Raw genomic sequence first — 17,910 nt, forward strand, 5'->3', positions numbered from 1 at the left:
CTGGTGGGCTGGTAATAATAGTTTTTAGTTTCTTGCTTCTTGCTTCTGGGACTTGGGTTCTTGTGTTTTCCAAGGGAGGTGAGGAGGGCGACATGGACTATAAATTGTGCCGCAGGCACCACCTTAACCCTCACGCCGTAAGGCATGTCAAACTTAAGAACCCTCAGGCCCGAAGGGCCTGTCAAACTTCGGCCCCATAGGGCCGTCAAACAATGGGCGGCAAAGCCGCCCCCCTTATTTCGTAAACATGGTGCCCAGGCCTTCATCGGTCAAAAGTTCGATGAGGATGGCATGGGGGATTTCTCCGTTGATGATGAAAACCTTCTTGACCCCTTCTTTGACTGCATTGGTGCAGCAGTCTACTTTGGGAATCATGCCGCCGGCAATGATTCCGCTCTTTTTAAGTTCTTCTGCGTCAGCAAGGGAAATCTGCTTGATGAGGGAGTTTTCATCGTCCTTGTCTTTCAGTACGCCGTTGATATTGCTCATAACCACCATGGATTCGGCATGGAGGGCAGCGGCGATTTTAGCGGCGGCGGTGTCGGCGTTAATGTTGTAGGGATTTCCTTCGTCGTCAATGCCGATAGAAGAAATGACAGGGATGAAGCCGCCGTCCAGAAGGTCGTCCAAAATCTTGGTGTCGATTTCATCGATTTCACCAACATTTCCCAGCTTTTCATCCTTTTTATGGACCTTGATAAGACCGCCATCGATGCCGCAGAGGCCTACGGCTTTACCGCCTAAAGCGGCAAGGTCGGCGGCCAGGCTTTTATTGACTTTGCCTGCCAGCACCATCTGCACCACTTCCATGGTTTCATCATCGGTGATGCGGAGGCCGTTTTCAAAGTGGGATTCGATGGACAGCTTTTTCAGCATGGCGCTGATTTCCGGTCCGCCGCCGTGAACGAGGATGACCTTGACACCCACCAGCTGAAGGAGCAGGATATCCTGCATCACTGATTTCTTCAGCTGCGGGTCGGTCATGGCGTTTCCGCCGTACTTGGCAACCACATATTTTCCGGTATATTCTTTGATGTACGGTACGGCCTGTGTCAGGATTTCCGCCCGTACGGCATTGGATGTATTCATAGTTGACTCCTTTGGTATTAAGCTGGTGGGCTGGGGACTGTTTCTCGTGCGTCAATGGGGTTAGTGAATATCAGGCTTCCCGCCCCTTGATCGAAGCGAATACAACCTTTTTACACAACCTGCGGCGCCAGCCGCGCCCTTTTTTAATATGCGCCCATAGGGCGCCACATCAACCCTCCGGCCTTTATGCCGGTCAATCTTAAGAACCCTGTAAAAGCGGCTCCGCCGCTTTTAAACCACAAGTCCCGTTTCTTCAGGCATGCCCAGCATGATATTCATGCATTCGATGGCGGCGCCGGAGGCGCCTTTGCCCAGGTTGTCGAAGGAGGAAATCACCAGTACCCGGTCGTCGTTGCCGGCGATGTGGATGGTGAGGCTGTCTTTTCCTGCATTTTCATTGGCGGAAAGAAAGAGGCCGTTTGTTTCTTCCAAAGACAGGGGGGAGAGGTGGATGAGTTTTGAGTTTTCGTAGTGTTTCTTGAAGATCATCTGGAAATCATCGGTGTCGATTTCTCCCGGCAGTCCGCAGGGGAGCTGGAGGAAGTGGGTGTGGAAGCCGATGGTGACTTCCATGCCTTCGAAGAAGTCATCCACCACCGGCGAGAAGAGCGGCGCTTCCGCCAGGTGGCACACTTTCATGATTTCCGGCAGGTGCTTGTGGTTCTGGGAAAGGCCGTACTGCCGGGGAGCCTTGAAATCGGCACCCTCTTCTTCGTCATACTGGGCAATCATTTTCTTTCCGCCGCCGCTGTAGCCGGTGAGGGAGAAGCAGTGGAGGGGATAGTTGATGGGAAGGATGCCGGCGTGAACCAGTGGATAAAGGATGGCGATGACGCCGCTGGCATGACAGCCGGGGACGGCCACTTTATCTGCTTTGGCAATGGCTTCTTTCTGGTTTTTTGACAGTTCCGGGAAGCCGTACACCCAGTCGTCTGCGGTGCGGTGGGCGGTGGAGGTGTCAAGGATACGGATGGGAATGTCTTTTACCGCATCCACCACTTCTTTGGAGGCTGCGTCAGGAAGGCAGAGGAACATGAGGTCTGCTTCTTTGGCCAAAGCCTTGATGGTGGGGATGTCCTTTCTCTTATCCTCCGGCAGATGGAGGAGCTCGATATCCTTTCTTTCCGACAGCCGGTCCTGGAGACGGAGGCCTGTGGTTCCCGATTCACCGACAATGAATACTTTTGGCATTGCTTTCATGATAGTTCCTCCTTTCAGTCCATGGGATATTCGCCGAAGGTGGCTACCATGACCGCTTTAATGGTGGGAAGCCGGTTGGCCGCTTCCTGGAAGGCCAGGGAGAAGGGGGCTTCAAAAACATCATCGGTGACTTCGATACCGTCAAGGCCGAACCTTTCATAAATGTCTTTTCCCACCTTTGTTTCCGTATTGTGGAAGGAAGGCAGGCAGTGGCAGAAGACGGTGTCCGGATTTCCTGTGTTTTTAATCATGTCCATGGTAATGCGGTAGGGCATGAAGAGTTTGATCCTTTCGCCCCAGAGGTCATAGGGGTCGCCCATGGTGACCCACACGCCGGTGTAAATCACGTCCAGTCCCTTTACCCCTTCCACCGGATCGTCGGTGAAGGTGAAGGAAGCGCCTGTCTTTTCTGCAATCTTTTTGCACTTGGCGGTGAAATCATCTTCCGGGAAGAATTGGGCAGGCCCGATGATTTTGAAATCCATGCCTGCAAGGGCGGCGCCGGCCATGAGGGCGTGGGCCATATTGGACTGGCCGTGGCCTACATAGGCGTAGGACAGCTGGTTCAAAGGCTTTTTGAAATGTTCCTTCAGGGTGAGGAAGTTAGCCAGGGTCTGGGTGGGGTGGTCGTAGTCCGTAAGGCCGTTCCAGACGGGGACGCCAGCTTTGGCGGAGAGCTCTTCCACCGCACTCTGTTCATAGCCCCGAAATTCGATGGCGTCGAACATGCTTCCCAGAACCCTTGCGGTGTCGGCGATGGATTCCTTCTTGCCAATCTGGGTGCCTGTGGGGCCCAGGTAGGTGGTGTAGGCGCCCTGGTCGTGGGCAGCCACTTCGAAAGCGCACCGGGTGCGGGTGGAATCCTTTTCAAAAATGAGGGCAAAATTTTTGCCGTTTAAAGTTTTGATTTCTTTTCCGGCGGCCTTGTCCTGTTTCAGCTTTTCCGCCAGGTCCAGATAGTAGGCGAATTCTTCCGGTGTGTAGTCCAGCATGGAGAGAAAGGAATGGTTCAGTAAGCTTTTCATGATATACCTCGTTGTATGTTTTTAACTTTTTGGGAATCTCAAATCATTATTTCATTGATAGAACCATATCCTCATCGGGAGAGGGCCTCCAGGGCAGCGGCGGCTTCCAGGGTGATGCCCAGAGGAAGGATGGATTCGTTAATGGCAAAGGATGCATTGTGCAGGGCCGGCGTATTTCCGTCGCCGGTGCCCAGCCAGAAGAAAGCGCCGGGGAATTTTTCCAAGTAGGAAGAGAAGTCTTCGGCGCACATGGATGGGAATTCCGGCTGCACGATATGCTCTTCTCCCAGGTAGGCTTTGCCCACTTCTTTCAGGAAATCAATCTTTTCCGGTGTATTGATGGTGGCGCTGTGGCCTCTTACATAGTTCAGCTCCGAATGGGTGTGGAACATGACGTCAAGGCCCTGTAAGATTTCGCCAAGCCTTGCTTCCATTTTGTCCCGAAGCTCCGGACGGTAGGTGCGGCAGGTGCCTTCCAGGTAAGCGTCCTCTACGCCTACGTTGTAGCGGGTGCCGGCGTTCATGAGGCCGATGGTGCACACCACATTGTCCATGGGGTTCATTTCCCGGGAAATCAGAGACTGCACGTCGATGATGAAATGGGCCGCTGCCACCAGGGCGTCGGTACCGTTGTGGGGCTGGGCGGCGTGGGTGGATTTTCCCTTGATATGTACATAGAAACGGTCGGAAGCAGCCATGAGGGCGCCGGGCTTCAGGCCGATTTTTCCGGTGGGAAGTTCCGGCCATACATGGAGGCCGTAGATTTCAGACACATCATCCAGCTTGCCGGAGGCCGCAATGTGGCGTCCGCCGCCGATGGCCGCTTCTTCCTCCGCCGGCTGGAAAACGATTTTCACCGTGCCGTGAAGCTTGTCCTTCATTTCATTCAGCACGGCGGCGGCGCCCAGAAGGATGGACATGTGGCCGTCGTGGCCGCAGGCATGCATGACCCCTTCGTTCTTGGAAGCAAAGGGAAGGCCCGTGAGCTCCGTCACCGGAAGGGCGTCCATGTCTGCCCGGAGGGCCACCGTTTTTCCGGGCTTGCTGCCCTTGATAATGCCAAGCACTGCATTCTGGAAAAATCCTGTTTCATAGGGGATGCCCAGACTTTTGAAAACTTCCTGGATATATTCCGATGTTTTAACTTCCTGGCCGGAGAGCTCCGGATATTCGTGGAAATGTCGTCTCCAGGTCACCACCTGTGGCAGAATGTGTGTGACTTTTTCTTTGACTTCATTTTCGTACATCATTGAGACGACCTCTTTTCCTGATTGTGATTTCTGCTTTGTTCCTAAATGAATTTTTATGCATATTATGTATAATGAAGATTGCTGAATTCTTACTGAATTCACGTAATATTGGAAATATGCAAAAGCAGTTGTAAATTGGATTGCAATAATAATACAACTTTCTGAATATATATGCAAGTGGGAAACGCAAATTTTTTTGAAATTTTTCGGTGGGCAGCGGTCGGTTTCCCGGGAACCATTTCCGGAGGGCATCCGGCGAAGCCTTCATTCCACACGCTTCTTACTCTCCATGAATACCTGTAAGTGCAAAAATATTTCTTAAGTATTTCGACAAAGTATGATATAATAACAACAATATGCAGGCATCCAGCGAGAACGGACAATCATAGATCTGAATCATGGGAGAGACGCATGGGGCGTTCTCTTTTTTAATGCCTCGGCGGCAAAGGATGGTTTTCATCTTTTGCAGAAAGCCGGGAAGATGCACAGGGTGCATGAGGATATTTTCAAAGGCCTGCTTTTACTGAATTGGGCAAACAGCCCGCGTACCCATGAACGCACACAGGAGGAAACATGTACGACACTTTTAAAGAATTGGGAATTGCGCCGGAAATACTGAAGGCAGTGGAGGATATGGGTTTTGAAGAACCAAGTCCCATCCAGAAGGCAGCCATTCCCATCGCTATTACGGGAAAAGACCTCATCGGCCAGGCACAGACCGGTACCGGCAAAACCGCGGCCTTCGGCATTCCCATTCTGGAAAGAATTGACACATCCAAGCCCGGCCCCCAGGCCGTCGTCCTTTCCCCTACCCGGGAACTGGCCATCCAGTCTGCGGAAGAAATCAACCATCTGGCCCAGTACCTGCCTGTCCATGCCCTTCCCATCTATGGCGGACAGGACATTGAACGGCAGTTCAAGGCTCTCCGGAAACATCCCAACGTCATCGTAGCCACCCCGGGCCGCCTCATGGACCACATGAAGAGAGGCACCATCGACCTGTCCCATGTACAGATTCTTGTACTGGACGAAGGGGATGAAATGGTGGATATGGGATTCATCGACGATATCCGCACCATCCTTGCCGGTATTCCGGAAGAAAGACAGACCATGTTCTTCTCTGCCACCATGCCGGAACCGATCCGTCAGCTGGCGGAAACCTTCCTGAAGGAACCGGAACTGGTAAAAATCAAGGCAGCCACTGTCACCATCGACCTTATCGAACAGGAATACATCGAACTGCCGGACCGCCAGAAATTTGACGCCCTCTGCCGCCTGCTGGACATGCAGGATCCGGAGCTGGCCATCGTCTTCGTACGCACCAAGAGAAGATGTGACGAAGTGACGGAAGCCCTGAAAAAGAGAGGCTACATGGCGGAAGGCCTTCACGGCGACCTCTCCCAGCAGAAGAGAGACACCGTGGTGCGCCAGTTTAAGGAAGGCACCATCGATATTCTGGTGGCCACCGACGTGGCAGCCAGGGGCCTTGATATTTCCGGTGTCACCCACGTATACAACTTCGACATGCCCCAGGATCCGGAAATCTACGTGCACCGCGTAGGACGTACCGGCCGCGCCGGCAAGACCGGCCTGGCAGTGACCTTCGTTATTTCCAGGGAAATGGGACAGCTTCGGGATATTGAACGGGTCATCCGCCGCCGCATCAAGAGACGGTCCGTGCCTACCCTTTCCGAAGTCATCGAAGGCAACCAGAAGGCTGCCATTGAAAGCCTTTCCGACACCGCCCAGGGCGGCGGCCTGGAAGACTATCGGGAAAGTGCGGAAGACCTGCTGAACGACGTGGACTCCGTATCCCTGGTAGCCGCTGCCATTAAGCTCCTTACCAAGCAGCCCGATGTGACTCCGGTAAACATTACGGAAGAAATGCCAAACTTCCGCAGACGCAGAGGCGGCCCCCGCCGCCACTTCGACGGCGACAGACCCAGAAGAAGAAGGAATGGCGAAGGCGGCCGCCGCTTCGAAAGCAGAAAACCGCGCCGTTTCGATAACCGGCAGGACAAACCGTCCCGTTCCAATGGCGGAAAAAATATCCACGAATCCAATTTCAAACCCTACTTCAGGGAAGACTGACAGAAAAAGCAGGAAGGGAGAACCTTTCCTGCTTTTTGAATGGCTGGAGGCTGTCAGCTATCGGCTTACCGTCATCCTTTGAACCCTCTGCACCCAGGCCGCTTGCGGGGGGGACAATCTTGTGGGGAAGCAGCCATCTGCACCCGAGCGGCTTAGCGGCACCCAATAAAAATACTTGTGAAAAATAAAGATATAGTGTATTCTATATCTATAGAAATAAATATAAAGGAGGCTATCCTATGAAGAAAGTCATTATGATTAAAATTCCCGGCTGCCCCTACTGCGCCAATGCACGGAAAGCTATTTCTTTTCTTAAGGAAGAGGAACGGTACAGGGACGTAGAGGTAGAAGAAATCGACGAGACCACCCAGCCGGAGCTGGCAGCGCCCTATGGAAAGGATTACTACTATGTACCCAGCCTTTTCATCGGGGGAAAGAAGTACTTTGAAGCCAAACCGGGGATGGACTACGACACTATTGAAAAAGCGGTGAAGGACGTATTTGAGGAAGCTCTGAAGGCTTGATTTATAAAAAAGGCCGTTTCGCAAAGGAAACGGCCTTTTCGTTGTGACAGGAAAGGAAATGGGATGGACAATTTCGAAGAGAAGAACAGAGGCTATTGGAATGAGCGGAGCCGTGGTTACAGCAGCCTCAGAAGAAAGGAACTGTCCGGGCCGGACAGCAGGGCCTGGGAAACGTTCCTGATGGAAAGGCTTCCGAAGGGAAGACCTCTCCATGTGCTGGATGCAGGTACAGGGCCTGCTTTCCTTGCCATTATCCTGGCAAAGGCAGGGTGCAGGGTGACAGCCCTTGATTTCTCCGCCTCCATGCTGGAAGAGGGGGCGGCCAATGCGAAAAGGGCAGGGGCTTCCATTTCCTTTGTGCAGGGCGATGTGATGGAACTACCCTTTTCGGAAAACAGCTTTGACGCCATTGTGACCCGCAATGTGACCTGGAACCTGCCGGATGTGCCCAGAGCCTATGCGTCCTGGCAGGGGGCTTTGAAAAAAGGGGGCGTCCTTCTTAACATGGATTCCAACTACGGTCCCCTGGATTTCACTGCCGCCGCGAAACTCACCAAAAATGCTCACCATGGCGTGGCGGAAAGTCTTATCGAGACCTGTCAGGAACTGAAGGACTCCATCCGTATCAGCACCCACAGCCGCCCCGCATGGGATGTAGAGCGGCTGCAGCTTATGGGCTTTTCCTCCGTCACCCTGGAAGAGGATATACGTCCTCTTGTCCACCTGTCCAATGAATGGGACTACGACCCGGTGCCTCTCTTCTGCATCAGGGCGGTGAAATAGACGGTAGATGGCAGAAGATAGATGATAGATGGTTTCATCTGCGCGGGAAACTTTTGCTCTTTATTTCAACTGCATATGTATAGGAATCCGAAATGATGACATGATAAAAAGCAGCCTGCATGGGCTGCTTTTTATATTAAAAGGATTGATGGAAATGCCGGCGGAGCTGCCGATACAACCTCCGACCCAGAGGCCCGTCAAACGTAAGGACCTTTCATGCCATTAAGCAGTTTCTCCTTTATTTCCAAGTACCTGTCCGTATAGTAGGGGGGCAGCTGGGATTCCCGGAGGTCAAAGCCATAGGGGCGGCGGCTGATGGCGATGAGGGGCGGAGCCTGGATTCTTTTGGCCACGGCGAATCCTGCAAAGAGGCGCCACCACCGTTCCAGGTCAGCTATGAAATCGGAGGGGTAAGGGAAGAGGTCCTTCACCTTTACCGGGCAGCCCAGATGCTCTTCCAGATTTCCTTCGCTGTACCAGGCAAGGATTTCCTCCGGCGTATTTCTCTGCCAGGGCTCTACGAAGCTCTTCAGCAGGTAATCGTGGTATTCATAAATGAGGGGGTCCCCCAGCCCCTTGGTTACGTCCTGCTTGTCCGACAGCTCGGCGCTGGGCTTTACGGTGAAAATGCCTTCCGGAATGACGTCTCTGCCATACCATTCATTCAGCGCCCGTCCCAGCTCGTAAATCTGGTATTTCCACAGATCCGCCGTGGCAGCCAGGGCGCCGGCCAGGTCGCCGTAAAGGGTGCTGTAGCCTACGGTCATTTCCGTTTTGTTGGCATTGCAGGTGAAGATACCGCCGAAGGCGGCGGAAAGGGCGGCAAGGATGCGGCTGCTCCTGTCTCTTGCCTGCATGTTTTCCTTCATGAAACCGGTGAGGTGGATATTTCCATCTCCCATGGGAAGCCCTTCCAGGGCGGCTGCGGTTTCATCGATGAAGGAACCGATGGGAATGGTGAGATAAGGGGATTCCAGATTGTCTGCCAGCTTTCTGGCCAGGCCCTTTGTCATTTCCGAATTGAAGCGGGTAGGCGTATTCACCAGCAGCAGGTGACCTTCCGGAAGAACGGAGCGGTAAAGAGCAGCGTTGACGGCGGAATCGATGCCGCCGGATACGCCGATGACCACCTTATCTACATGGATGGAGGAGAGAAATTTCCTCACCCCATAGCGAAGGGCAGGAAGGAGCATATTTCCTTTATATTCCGGCATGGGACGGCAGCTTTCAAGGCGGCCCTCCGCTTCATCAAAGGTAAAGAAGGAAATTTCCTCTTCAAAGGGGCGGGCTTCGGCGGTAAGGCGGCCTTCCCTGTCATAGGCGGCGGTCATGCCGTCGAAGGTATAGCAGGTTTTTCCGTTGTTCTGGAGGCCCCGCTGGTTTACGTAAATCATGGGGATATGGAGATTTGACAGGGCGGCACCCAGCATGCGGTGCCGTTTTTCATTTTTGCCCAAAGTAAAGGGAGAGGCGGAAAGGTTGAAGAAAAGGGAAATTCCTTTTTCTGCCAGAACGGACATGGGAGAGAAATGGTAGTTTTCATCCCAGCTGTCTTCGCAGAGAAGGACCCCGGCCCGGATAGTTTCCTCACCGGCGGGAAGGAGGAAGGGGGAGAGCTCTTCTTTCGGGGAGGTGCCCTTTTCAGCGGCGTACTGGATGAGGGACGTGAAATAGCGGCGGTCGTCAAAGCAGCGATATTCAGGAAGAAGGGTCTTGATGGCATAGGGGCGGCTCTGGCCCAGGGGAGAGAGAAAGCGGCCATGGGAAGCGGCAAAGGCGGCGTTATATTTCCGCGGCCTTCCGTCGTCGTTTGTCCTTTCCCAGTCTATGGCACAGCTCCCCCAGAGGATGGTAATATCCCTGGCGGCGTCCGCTATTTTCCGGTTATATCTTTCACATTCCCGGAGAAAGGCATTCTGGTCCCACAGGTCGCCGATGAGGTAGCCGGTAAGGCACATTTCCGGCAGCACCAGAATGTGGGCGCCTCCTTCTCTGGCGGCTTGGATTTCCTTTTCTATCTGTTTCCAGTTCTCTCGAATGTTTCCGGGAATCACATCAATCTGGGCGGTGGCGATTTTAATCATGGCGGAACCTCTTTTCTTTCTGTGAAATGGTATTTCCTTCATTGTACAGTGATGGAGGGAGCCTGTAAATCTTTTATCTGTCTTCATGGCGTGAAGAAGATAAGAGGAGGTCATCCGGCTTTTTCTATTTCACCCGTCGAAAGGGATGAAGAAATTCTTCTCAAACAGGAAAAACCATGGTATAATGAATTGTATTTTCTAGATATGAAAAGCTTTGCGTCTTTGTGGTATAATAACAAAGATACATTGATTTTACAGTATACCCGAGGGGGAAAAAGAAAGAATGAAAAGAGAAGATATCCGCAACATTGCCATTATCGCCCATGTCGACCATGGCAAGACCACTCTTGTCGATGCCATGCTGAAACAGAGCCATGTTTTCAGAGATAACCAGAAGGTGGCAGAACGTGTCATGGACTCCAACCCGCTGGAAAGGGAAAGAGGCATTACCATTCTGGCAAAGAACACCTCCGTCATGCATGATGGCGTGAAAATCAACATCGTTGATACCCCAGGGCATGCTGACTTCGGCGGCGAAGTAGAACGTATCCTGAACATGGTGGACGGCGTACTGCTTCTGGTCGATGCTCACGAAGGCCCGATGCCCCAGACCAAGTACGTGCTCAGAAAGGCACTGGAACATAAGCTGAAACCTATCGTGGTTATCAATAAAATCGACCGTCCGGACCAGCGTATTTCCGACGTGGAAGGTGAAATCCTGGACCTCTTCATCGAACTGGAAGCAGATGACGACCAGCTGGACTTCCCGCTCATTTACTGCTCCGCCAGAAACGGCATTGCCAAACTCCATATGAATGATGAAGGCAAGGATCTGGGACCCCTCTTTGACGCCATCCTCAAGTACTGCCCCTGCCCGGATGTGGATCCCGACGGCGGCCTGCAGGTTATGGTCACCACCCTGGAAGCAGACGACTACCTGGGCAAAGTAGCCATCGGCCGCCTGACCCGGGGCACTGCTAAACAGGGCATGCCCGTAGCCATTACCGACGGCACCAAAATCCGCAGTGACCATATCGGCTCCCTCTTCACCTGGCAGGGAATGAAACGGACTCCTGTACAGGAAGTCAAAGCCGGCGACATCATCGCCATGGCAGGCTTCAAGGACATCAACATCGGTGAAACCGTAGCCGATGCCACCAACCCCGAAGCCCTTCCATCCATCCATATCGACGAACCAACTCTGTCCATGGTATTCCATGTCAACAAGAGCCCCTTCGCCGGCAAGGAAGGCGACTTCGTTACCTCCCGCCACATCCGTGCCCGTCTCTACAAGGAAATCGAAACCAATGTGGCTCTCCGCGTAGAAGACACCGACACCTCCGATGCATTCAAGGTGTCCGGCCGCGGCGAACTCCATCTCTCCGTACTCATCGAAACCATGCGCCGCGAAGGCTTTGAACTGGAAGTTTCCAAGCCCCAGGTTATTTATAAGGTGATTAACGGCAAGAAGTGCGAACCGCTGGAAAGACTGACCATCGAAGTGCCCCAGGAATTCATGGGCGCTGTTATGGAAGGCCTTGGACCCAGAAGAGCGGAAATGATTTCCATGGAAGAACTGGCCGGCTACATGAAGATGGAATTCTCCATTCCTGCCCGCGGCCTCATCGGCTTCAGAAATGAACTGCTCACCACCACCAGAGGCACCGGCATCATGTACCATGTATTCCAGGGCTATGCACCCTACAAGGGCGACATTCCTGAAAGAACCAGAGGCTCCCTGGTAGCCTTCGAAGCAGGCGTTACCACCGCCTACGGCTTGAACTCCATTCTGGACAGAGGCGAACTCTTCCTGGAACCGGGCGTCGAAGTCTATGAAGGCATGATCGTTGGCGAAAACTCCAGAGACCAGGACATGGACGTGAACCCCTGCAAGAAGAAGCACCTCACCAACACCCGTGCTTCCGGCTCCGACGAAGCCATCAAGCTGCCGCCATGCCGCAAGTTCACCCTGGAATCGGCACTGGAATGGATCAACGATGACGAACTGGTGGAAGTGACACCGAAGAGCATCCGCATGAGAAAGATGGTCCTTTCCCGCCAGGCCCGCTATAAGAACGCAAACGTAAAGAAGAGCCAGCAGTAATAGGCCCGATACCATGAAATAAAAAAGAACGGTTCCTGAGGGGAACCGTTCTTTTTTACTGCCCTATTTTCTCCTATGACTTTTGGACTTTTAACTAAATGACAGTTAGGGCCCGCCGCCGCGTCATCTCGAGTGGGGCGGCGGGCCGGAATGAGACTGAAAGTATTTATACTCCTTTGAAACTCTGAGTCGAGAAATCCCCAGCCGCAGCGGAGCTTGTACCATAGAGGAGTGAGATTTTTCGGCTCCGCTATGCGGCCCTCGAAATGACGGTGCGGCGGGGCAGCACTTGTGTTATTCGCTTCATTTTGAAATGACGATGGGGCAGGATATCAATTTCTTAAAAGCCCTTAATTTTTCAGGCTCTATAGTATATAATAAAAATATATAGATATTGTATGGAAAGGAGGACCTCTATGAAAAAGATTTTATGCATGGCTGCCGTTCTGGCTCTGGCAGGCACAGGCATGGCCGGTGCCTTTGGGGGCATTATGGATACGGAAGCGGGCTACGGTTACAATAGCGCTGCCGACGGCATTCACAGTGCCCACATCGAAGTGAAGCCCATTCCCAAGCTGGCGGTGGGAGCTGAATACAGGCACTGGAACAACCGGGGCAATGAAACGGACGTATATGCCAAGTACAAGGTAGGCCATTTCTATGTAGGCGCCGGCAATCGGAACTACTATGACCGGGATGCGAAAATGTTCGGACTGATTGAAGGAAAAGCCAATGTGCTGGGCCCTCTGGACGCCTATGCAGGGCTTCTCGTATCCAGCGAAGAAAGGCAGTACAAGGCGGGACTCACGCTGGACCTGGTACCCACATCCTTTGATGTCGACGTGAACTATACCTACTACGACAGAGATGACGTGGATAACGAAAGCGGTGTAGGCGTGGGACTGAATTACCATTTCTGAAAAATTGACAGTAAAAAAACGGCGCTCCTTGGAGTGCCGTTTTTGATTATCGGATGGTATATTCTTTTCCTGTGCCCGGTGCATACACCAGGGTGGCCTGGCCGGAAGAGTCGGTGGATCCAGTGTAATAGGTCTGCCGCAGCCCCGCATTCTGGCTGCCGTTTCCTGCATCATACACATAATAGTCCACTGGTACGCTGATATGACTGCCGCTGCGGGGGTATTCGTATCCGCCGCTGCCGGTGGCCCGCCAGCTCCAGTTTGGATCGGTGCTGGCATAGCCCGAAAGAGGGCCGCTTTTGGAAGCAGAATAATAGATAAGCACATAATAATCGGCAGCCCCCTGCGAAACCTTTCCGATAGACCAGGCATCTCCCTCACTGAAAGGAATGTTGAGGTTCCGGGCCACCTGATTTCCTTCAGCGGTGCCGGAATAGACGTAGTAAGTTGAGCCTGTATTCAGAAGGGAACCCAGTCCGCTGTTTTTTTCTGCAATGGCCCGGCCCAAGAGGTCGGGAATGGAAAGGGGCTCTTCGTCCTCTTTGGATGAATCTTTTGACGCCCCATTTTCCATAAGATTTCCTGCATTGTTAAACACGGTGCGGATAGAATCACCCATGAGGCCCTGTTGGTAAATCAGAAAACCGATGCCCACGATAATGGCCAGAAGAAGAGCGTATTCGATGAGATTCTGCCCTTTTTCACGGAATGGCTGTCCTTTTCTGCCCATAAAATTCACCTCTTCCTTATGATTTCATCATTTTATCCTATGAATCCTTTCCTGTCTATCCCTGTTATGTGCGGACTGTATTTTTTCCTTCCGGCCCTTTTACCACCATGCCTACGGTACCGTATCCGAAGACAGCGGAGCTTCGCACATACTCATTGCTTTCCTCTCCGGTGGACGGATTGAATCCATACTTGGTTACATGAACTACGGGAAGGGATTTCCCGTGGGAGGCCAGTTTCGAATCACCGGGGCCGTAGACGTCCCATCCAGTTTCGATTTTTGAAATAGGATAATTATCGTTGTCGGCAGCGGAATAATAAACCAGGACGTAAAGGTCTGTCTTCTCATTTGTCAGTCTTCCCAGAGACCAGGCATCACCCTCTGCATAGGGAATGCCCAGCTTTTTCGCCAGGGCGCCTCCGGCCCTGGTACCGGAATGGATATATTCATTTTTCTTCAGGGACCAGGTACCCTCTCTGATGGCGGAACTGATAGCGCCAAGAAATGGCTTGTAGTCAGGAGAGGAAATGCGGGCGCCGGTTTTCAAAAGACTGTCTGCCTGGTTAAAAACGGTACGAATGGACGGCGCCGGGCCGCTCTGATCATACATGTAAAAACCGATGGAAGTGATGATGGCCAGGAGAAGGGCATATTCTATGAGGTTCTGCCCCTTCTTCCCGGGAGGTATTGGGCTCTTCATGGTAAAATCCTCCGGTCTCGTTCCTTACGAATGGATGTTATTCTACTTTGTCCCAGTCCGGGCGCCGGTCGCGGAAAACATTGATGCGGGTCCGCACTTCCTGGATGACGTCGGTATCCATGCGGCCGAAGGCGATTTCCTCCTCTCCTTCCAGATGGCAGATATCCTCGCCCCAGGGGTCAAGAAGAAGGGATTCGCCGGCGTATTCCGTGTCTCCCGATTTCCCGGCCTGGTTCACTGCAGCCAGATAAAACTGGTTTTCAATAGCCCGGGCCCGGTTCAGGGTGACCCAGTGATGATTGCGTATTTTGGGCCAGGCGGCGGGGACAAAGAAAAGGTCTACTCCAGCCAGCGCTTCCCGACGGATAAGTTCAGGAAAGCGGATGTCATAGCACACAGCCATGGAACAGGAAATGGTATCCAGTTTGAAATGGGAAAGGTGGTCTCCCATGCGGAAATACCCCGGCTCTCCGGACAGGGAAAATCCGTGCATTTTATCAAAAGAAGAAACCATATGTCCCTTCCGGTCAAACACATAGGAACGGTTGTAAATATCATGGCCCACCTTCACCGCCGTGGTGCCGCCAACGATATTCACTCCGAATCGGCTGGCGGTGGAAGAAAGAAGACGGCAGGTCTCGTCCCCCTCCTCATCGGCCAGTCCAGACAGATTCTCCTTCGGGAAGAACCCCGTATTCCATGTTTCCGGAAGCACCAGAATGTCCGGCTTCTTCTCCATGGCCTGTTCCATCAATTCTTTAGCATGAGAAAAATTCACTTTGGGATTTCCCATTTCCACATGCATTTGAAGCAGTGCGATTCGTAATTTCATGGACAACCTCCTTTGAAATGGTGAAATATTGAGTTGGTGGGACGGCTGTCGGCTTTCCGCTGTCCGCTTCCTTAATGCCGATTGCCTCAATTACCGCAGGCACCGGTATTTTTCGCCTTCGGTTCGAAATGACGATAAGGGCGGGTAGGCAAGCACGTAACGTCTTTGCCCCTTGAGGGGACTTAGTGAAGCACTGATTAATTCGCAGAATCGAATTTCATATGCATTTTTATCCAATCGTCCTCATAAGTCTCCTTAAATAGCTGGCTATTCGCGTCGACTTATTCCTTGCATTGAATAAAAATTCAAGAATAAAATCCGATAACGATTTAATCAGCGCTTCCCTAGGGTGTACGAGGCCGCAAGTCGAAATGACACTCTGTGCTCATGGGGACGCCGCCGACAGGCGGCATTTAAAAACTTATTGCCGCGAAGCGGCAATCCACAACCCTCGGGCCGCAGGCCCGTCAAACCTAAGAACCCTTGGGCCATAGGCCCATCAAACTTTAGAACTTTCCCGTTGAACCCCGGCCGCGAAGCTGCCCTCATTTCCATCATTATATCATCAAAATCAGGAATAACAAAAAACCTCCCGAAGGAGGTTTTTCTTATTCGAAGAATCGAATGGACGCGTTCACCAGGTAGGCGGTGTCCAGGGTGCCTGCGGTTTCGTAGGAGGAGTGCATGGCCAGCTGGGCAAGGCCGATGTCTACGGTGGGCATGGAGACCCTGGTGTTGGAAATATTTCCAAGGGTAGAGCCGCCGGGGTTATCGCTCCTGTTAGTGAAGGTCTGCACAGGAATGGAAAGGTCCCGGCACAGTTCCTTGAAGCGGGCAGCCGAAAGACCGTCGGTGGCGTAGCGCTGCTGGGCATTGTACTTGATGACGATGCCGCCGTTGATGACAGGCCGGTTCACGGGGTCCGCATATTCCGGATGGTTGGGGTGGACGCTGTGGGCATTGTCAGCGGAAATCATGAAGCTCCTTGCAATCATGGCCATGGTTTCGTCATAGGTGAGGCCCAGGGAAAGGGCGAGCCTTGTGAGCACGTTGGAAAGGAAGGGGGAGCCTGCGCCCTGGGCGGTGCCGCTTCCCACCTCCTCGTTGTCGAAGAGGGCATACACGGAAATATGCTTTTCCTTCCTGCCCCGCATGAATCCGCGGAAGGTGGCAAAGGCGCACTGCAGGTCATCCAGTTTCGGAGAGGAAATGAATTCCTTTTCTTCTCCCCAGATGGTGCCGGGCACCCGGCTGTAAAGGTAGAGGTCATGGGCCACAATATCTTCTGTCTTCACGTTGGCGGAAGCGGCAATGACGTCCATAAAGGAGGTCTTTTCCGTGGCAAGGCCGTAGAGGGGAAGAAGGTCCTTCTGTACATTCCAGTCCTTCTTGTGGTTTACGTTCCGGTCCATGTGGATGGCTACGGAAGGAATGACCACCATGGTGCCGTCTACGGCTGCCAGCTTCTGGGCCAGATGGCCGTTTTCCCGGACGATGAGCCGTCCTGCCACGGAGAGCGGGCGGTCCAGCCAGGTGGACATGATCATGCCGCCATAGCCTTCCACATTCAGCTTCACATAGGGCCCTTCCTTGATTTCCGGATTTTCCTTGATCTTGAAGCAGGGAGAATCGGCATGGGAAGCGGTGATGCGGAAGGAGTCCGCCCCGCTTTCAGGCACTGCAAAGGCGATGAGGGCGCTGCCGTTCCGGGTGACCACGTATTTCCCGCCTTTTTCAATATGCCAGGGGTCTTCCTCCCGGATTTCCGTAAATCCGGAATAGAGGAGCGCTTCCTTCACACCGTGGACTGCATGAAATACGGAGGGGGAGCGGGCGATGAAATGAATCAGGTTTTCGCCCACTTCAACGGTTGTCTCAGGCTTTTCCACGTTCATTATTTCTTATGGTTCACCTTTCTCTGGTATACGGCCTCTGCCATCTGGGCGCGGGCACGGATGACCGGATTGTTGGTGTTGATGGAAGTGGGGGTGAAATTGCTGGTGTAGTGCAGGGTCTTCGTTTCCTTTTCCATTTCCACTACCTGGATGGTGCCGGCCGTGCGGTCATAGGCATAGGTGTAGGTGCAGGTGCCGCCGTCGATGGCTTCCACGGCTACGAAATGGAGGATTTCGTGGCCGTTGGTGGTGGTCTTCACCCTGGTTTCATCCATGTCGATAGAAATGGTATCATTGTACTTCCAGTAATTTTCAGCAGAAACAGTCATGGAACCGGCAGCAATGGCAGCAGCCACGCCCAGGGCAATCATCATTTTTTTCATATAGGTACTCACTTTCCCGGGACACATCTTTTCCCGTTACATACTCATGAAATCAGTCTTATTATATCATATGAGGAGAAAAGACAAAAAGGGAAGTTAGAAGAGGAGTCATGTGGCACAATGCTAGCATTCATAGTGCCCCCGCTTGCGGGGAAAGGTGGTGCCGCAGGCACCAAAGGGGGGCGAGCGCAGCGAGCCTGCCGAAAAGCGGTATATACTTATTGCCCGAAGGGCAATCCACCACCCTCCGGCCTTTAGGCCGGTCAATCTTAAGAACCTTTTGCCTTTTTGCTATAATAG

Annotated in this window: 15 protein-coding genes; 5 read left to right on the forward strand and 10 right to left on the reverse strand. The window is 52.7% G+C overall.

Annotation, left to right across the window (positions count from 1 at the left end):
- Positions 1-234: 234 nt before the first annotated feature.
- The 4 genes from argB to Q0482_RS06885 all read right to left on the reverse strand — a co-directional run bounded on the left by argB (position 235) and on the right by Q0482_RS06885 (position 4,564).
- Positions 235-1,089, reverse strand: a complete 855-nt coding sequence (argB, locus tag Q0482_RS06870; RefSeq protein WP_299144955.1) for an acetylglutamate kinase — start codon at positions 1,087-1,089, stop codon at positions 235-237.
- A gap of 231 nt (positions 1,090-1,320) precedes the next feature.
- The gene (gene argC, locus Q0482_RS06875; RefSeq protein ID WP_299144956.1) at positions 1,321-2,289 is read right to left on the reverse strand and encodes an N-acetyl-gamma-glutamyl-phosphate reductase; all 969 of its coding nucleotides are present in this window, start codon (positions 2,287-2,289) and stop codon (positions 1,321-1,323) included.
- Between the two features lie 14 nt (positions 2,290-2,303).
- Positions 2,304-3,314, reverse strand: a complete 1,011-nt coding sequence (argF, locus tag Q0482_RS06880; protein WP_366517990.1) for an ornithine carbamoyltransferase — start codon at positions 3,312-3,314, stop codon at positions 2,304-2,306.
- Between the two features lie 71 nt (positions 3,315-3,385).
- Positions 3,386-4,564, reverse strand: a complete 1,179-nt coding sequence (locus Q0482_RS06885; RefSeq protein ID WP_299144958.1) for a M20 family metallopeptidase — start codon at positions 4,562-4,564, stop codon at positions 3,386-3,388.
- Between the two features lie 573 nt (positions 4,565-5,137).
- On the opposite strand from Q0482_RS06885, the gene Q0482_RS06890 reads away from it, so the two are divergent.
- The 3 genes from Q0482_RS06890 (at position 5,138) to Q0482_RS06900 (ending at position 7,962) form a co-directional block, all read left to right on the forward strand.
- Positions 5,138-6,655 (forward strand): DEAD/DEAH box helicase, encoded by a 1,518-nt coding sequence (locus Q0482_RS06890; protein ID WP_299144960.1) that lies wholly within the window; start codon positions 5,138-5,140, stop codon positions 6,653-6,655.
- A gap of 239 nt (positions 6,656-6,894) precedes the next feature.
- The gene (locus tag Q0482_RS06895; protein WP_299144962.1) at positions 6,895-7,179 is read left to right on the forward strand and encodes a glutaredoxin domain-containing protein; all 285 of its coding nucleotides are present in this window, start codon (positions 6,895-6,897) and stop codon (positions 7,177-7,179) included.
- A 63-nt stretch (positions 7,180-7,242) separates the two neighbouring features.
- The gene (locus Q0482_RS06900) at positions 7,243-7,962 is read left to right on the forward strand and encodes a class I SAM-dependent methyltransferase (protein WP_299144964.1); all 720 of its coding nucleotides are present in this window, start codon (positions 7,243-7,245) and stop codon (positions 7,960-7,962) included.
- 197 nt (positions 7,963-8,159) lie between these two features.
- Here the strand turns inward: Q0482_RS06900 and nadE are convergent, their stop codons facing one another.
- Complete coding sequence (gene nadE, locus Q0482_RS06905; RefSeq protein WP_299144966.1) at positions 8,160-10,046, reverse strand: NAD(+) synthase; 1,887 nt, start codon at positions 10,044-10,046, stop codon at positions 8,160-8,162.
- Positions 10,047-10,329: 283 nt separating this feature from the next.
- Here nadE and typA point away from each other — a divergent pair, with 283 nt between their 5' ends.
- Together typA and Q0482_RS06915 are read left to right on the forward strand one after the other, a co-directional pair.
- The gene (typA, locus tag Q0482_RS06910) at positions 10,330-12,150 is read left to right on the forward strand and encodes a translational GTPase TypA (RefSeq protein WP_299144968.1); all 1,821 of its coding nucleotides are present in this window, start codon (positions 10,330-10,332) and stop codon (positions 12,148-12,150) included.
- A gap of 416 nt (positions 12,151-12,566) precedes the next feature.
- Complete coding sequence (locus Q0482_RS06915; protein WP_299144970.1) at positions 12,567-13,070, forward strand: transporter; 504 nt, start codon at positions 12,567-12,569, stop codon at positions 13,068-13,070.
- Between the two features lie 46 nt (positions 13,071-13,116).
- On the opposite strand, the gene Q0482_RS06920 is transcribed toward Q0482_RS06915, so the two are convergent.
- From Q0482_RS06920 to Q0482_RS06940, 5 genes are all read right to left on the reverse strand, one after another.
- A complete protein-coding gene (locus Q0482_RS06920; protein WP_299144972.1) occupies positions 13,117-13,800 on the reverse strand; it encodes a hypothetical protein in 684 nt (227 codons plus the stop codon).
- A 64-nt stretch (positions 13,801-13,864) separates the two neighbouring features.
- A complete protein-coding gene (locus Q0482_RS06925) occupies positions 13,865-14,500 on the reverse strand; it encodes a hypothetical protein (protein WP_299144974.1) in 636 nt (211 codons plus the stop codon).
- A 37-nt stretch (positions 14,501-14,537) separates the two neighbouring features.
- Complete coding sequence (locus Q0482_RS06930) at positions 14,538-15,332, reverse strand: carbon-nitrogen family hydrolase (RefSeq protein ID WP_299144976.1); 795 nt, start codon at positions 15,330-15,332, stop codon at positions 14,538-14,540.
- Positions 15,333-15,940: 608 nt separating this feature from the next.
- The gene (locus Q0482_RS06935) at positions 15,941-17,227 is read right to left on the reverse strand and encodes a M18 family aminopeptidase (RefSeq protein WP_299144978.1); all 1,287 of its coding nucleotides are present in this window, start codon (positions 17,225-17,227) and stop codon (positions 15,941-15,943) included.
- Positions 17,227-17,610, reverse strand: a complete 384-nt coding sequence (locus tag Q0482_RS06940) for a hypothetical protein (RefSeq protein WP_291057907.1) — start codon at positions 17,608-17,610, stop codon at positions 17,227-17,229. Before Q0482_RS06940 ends, Q0482_RS06935 begins: the two co-directional genes overlap by 1 nt.
- Between the last annotated feature and the right edge of the window lie 300 nt (positions 17,611-17,910).

Source organism: uncultured Dialister sp. (assembly GCF_937959425.1).
Lineage (GTDB): Bacteria > Bacillota > Negativicutes > Veillonellales > Dialisteraceae > Dialister.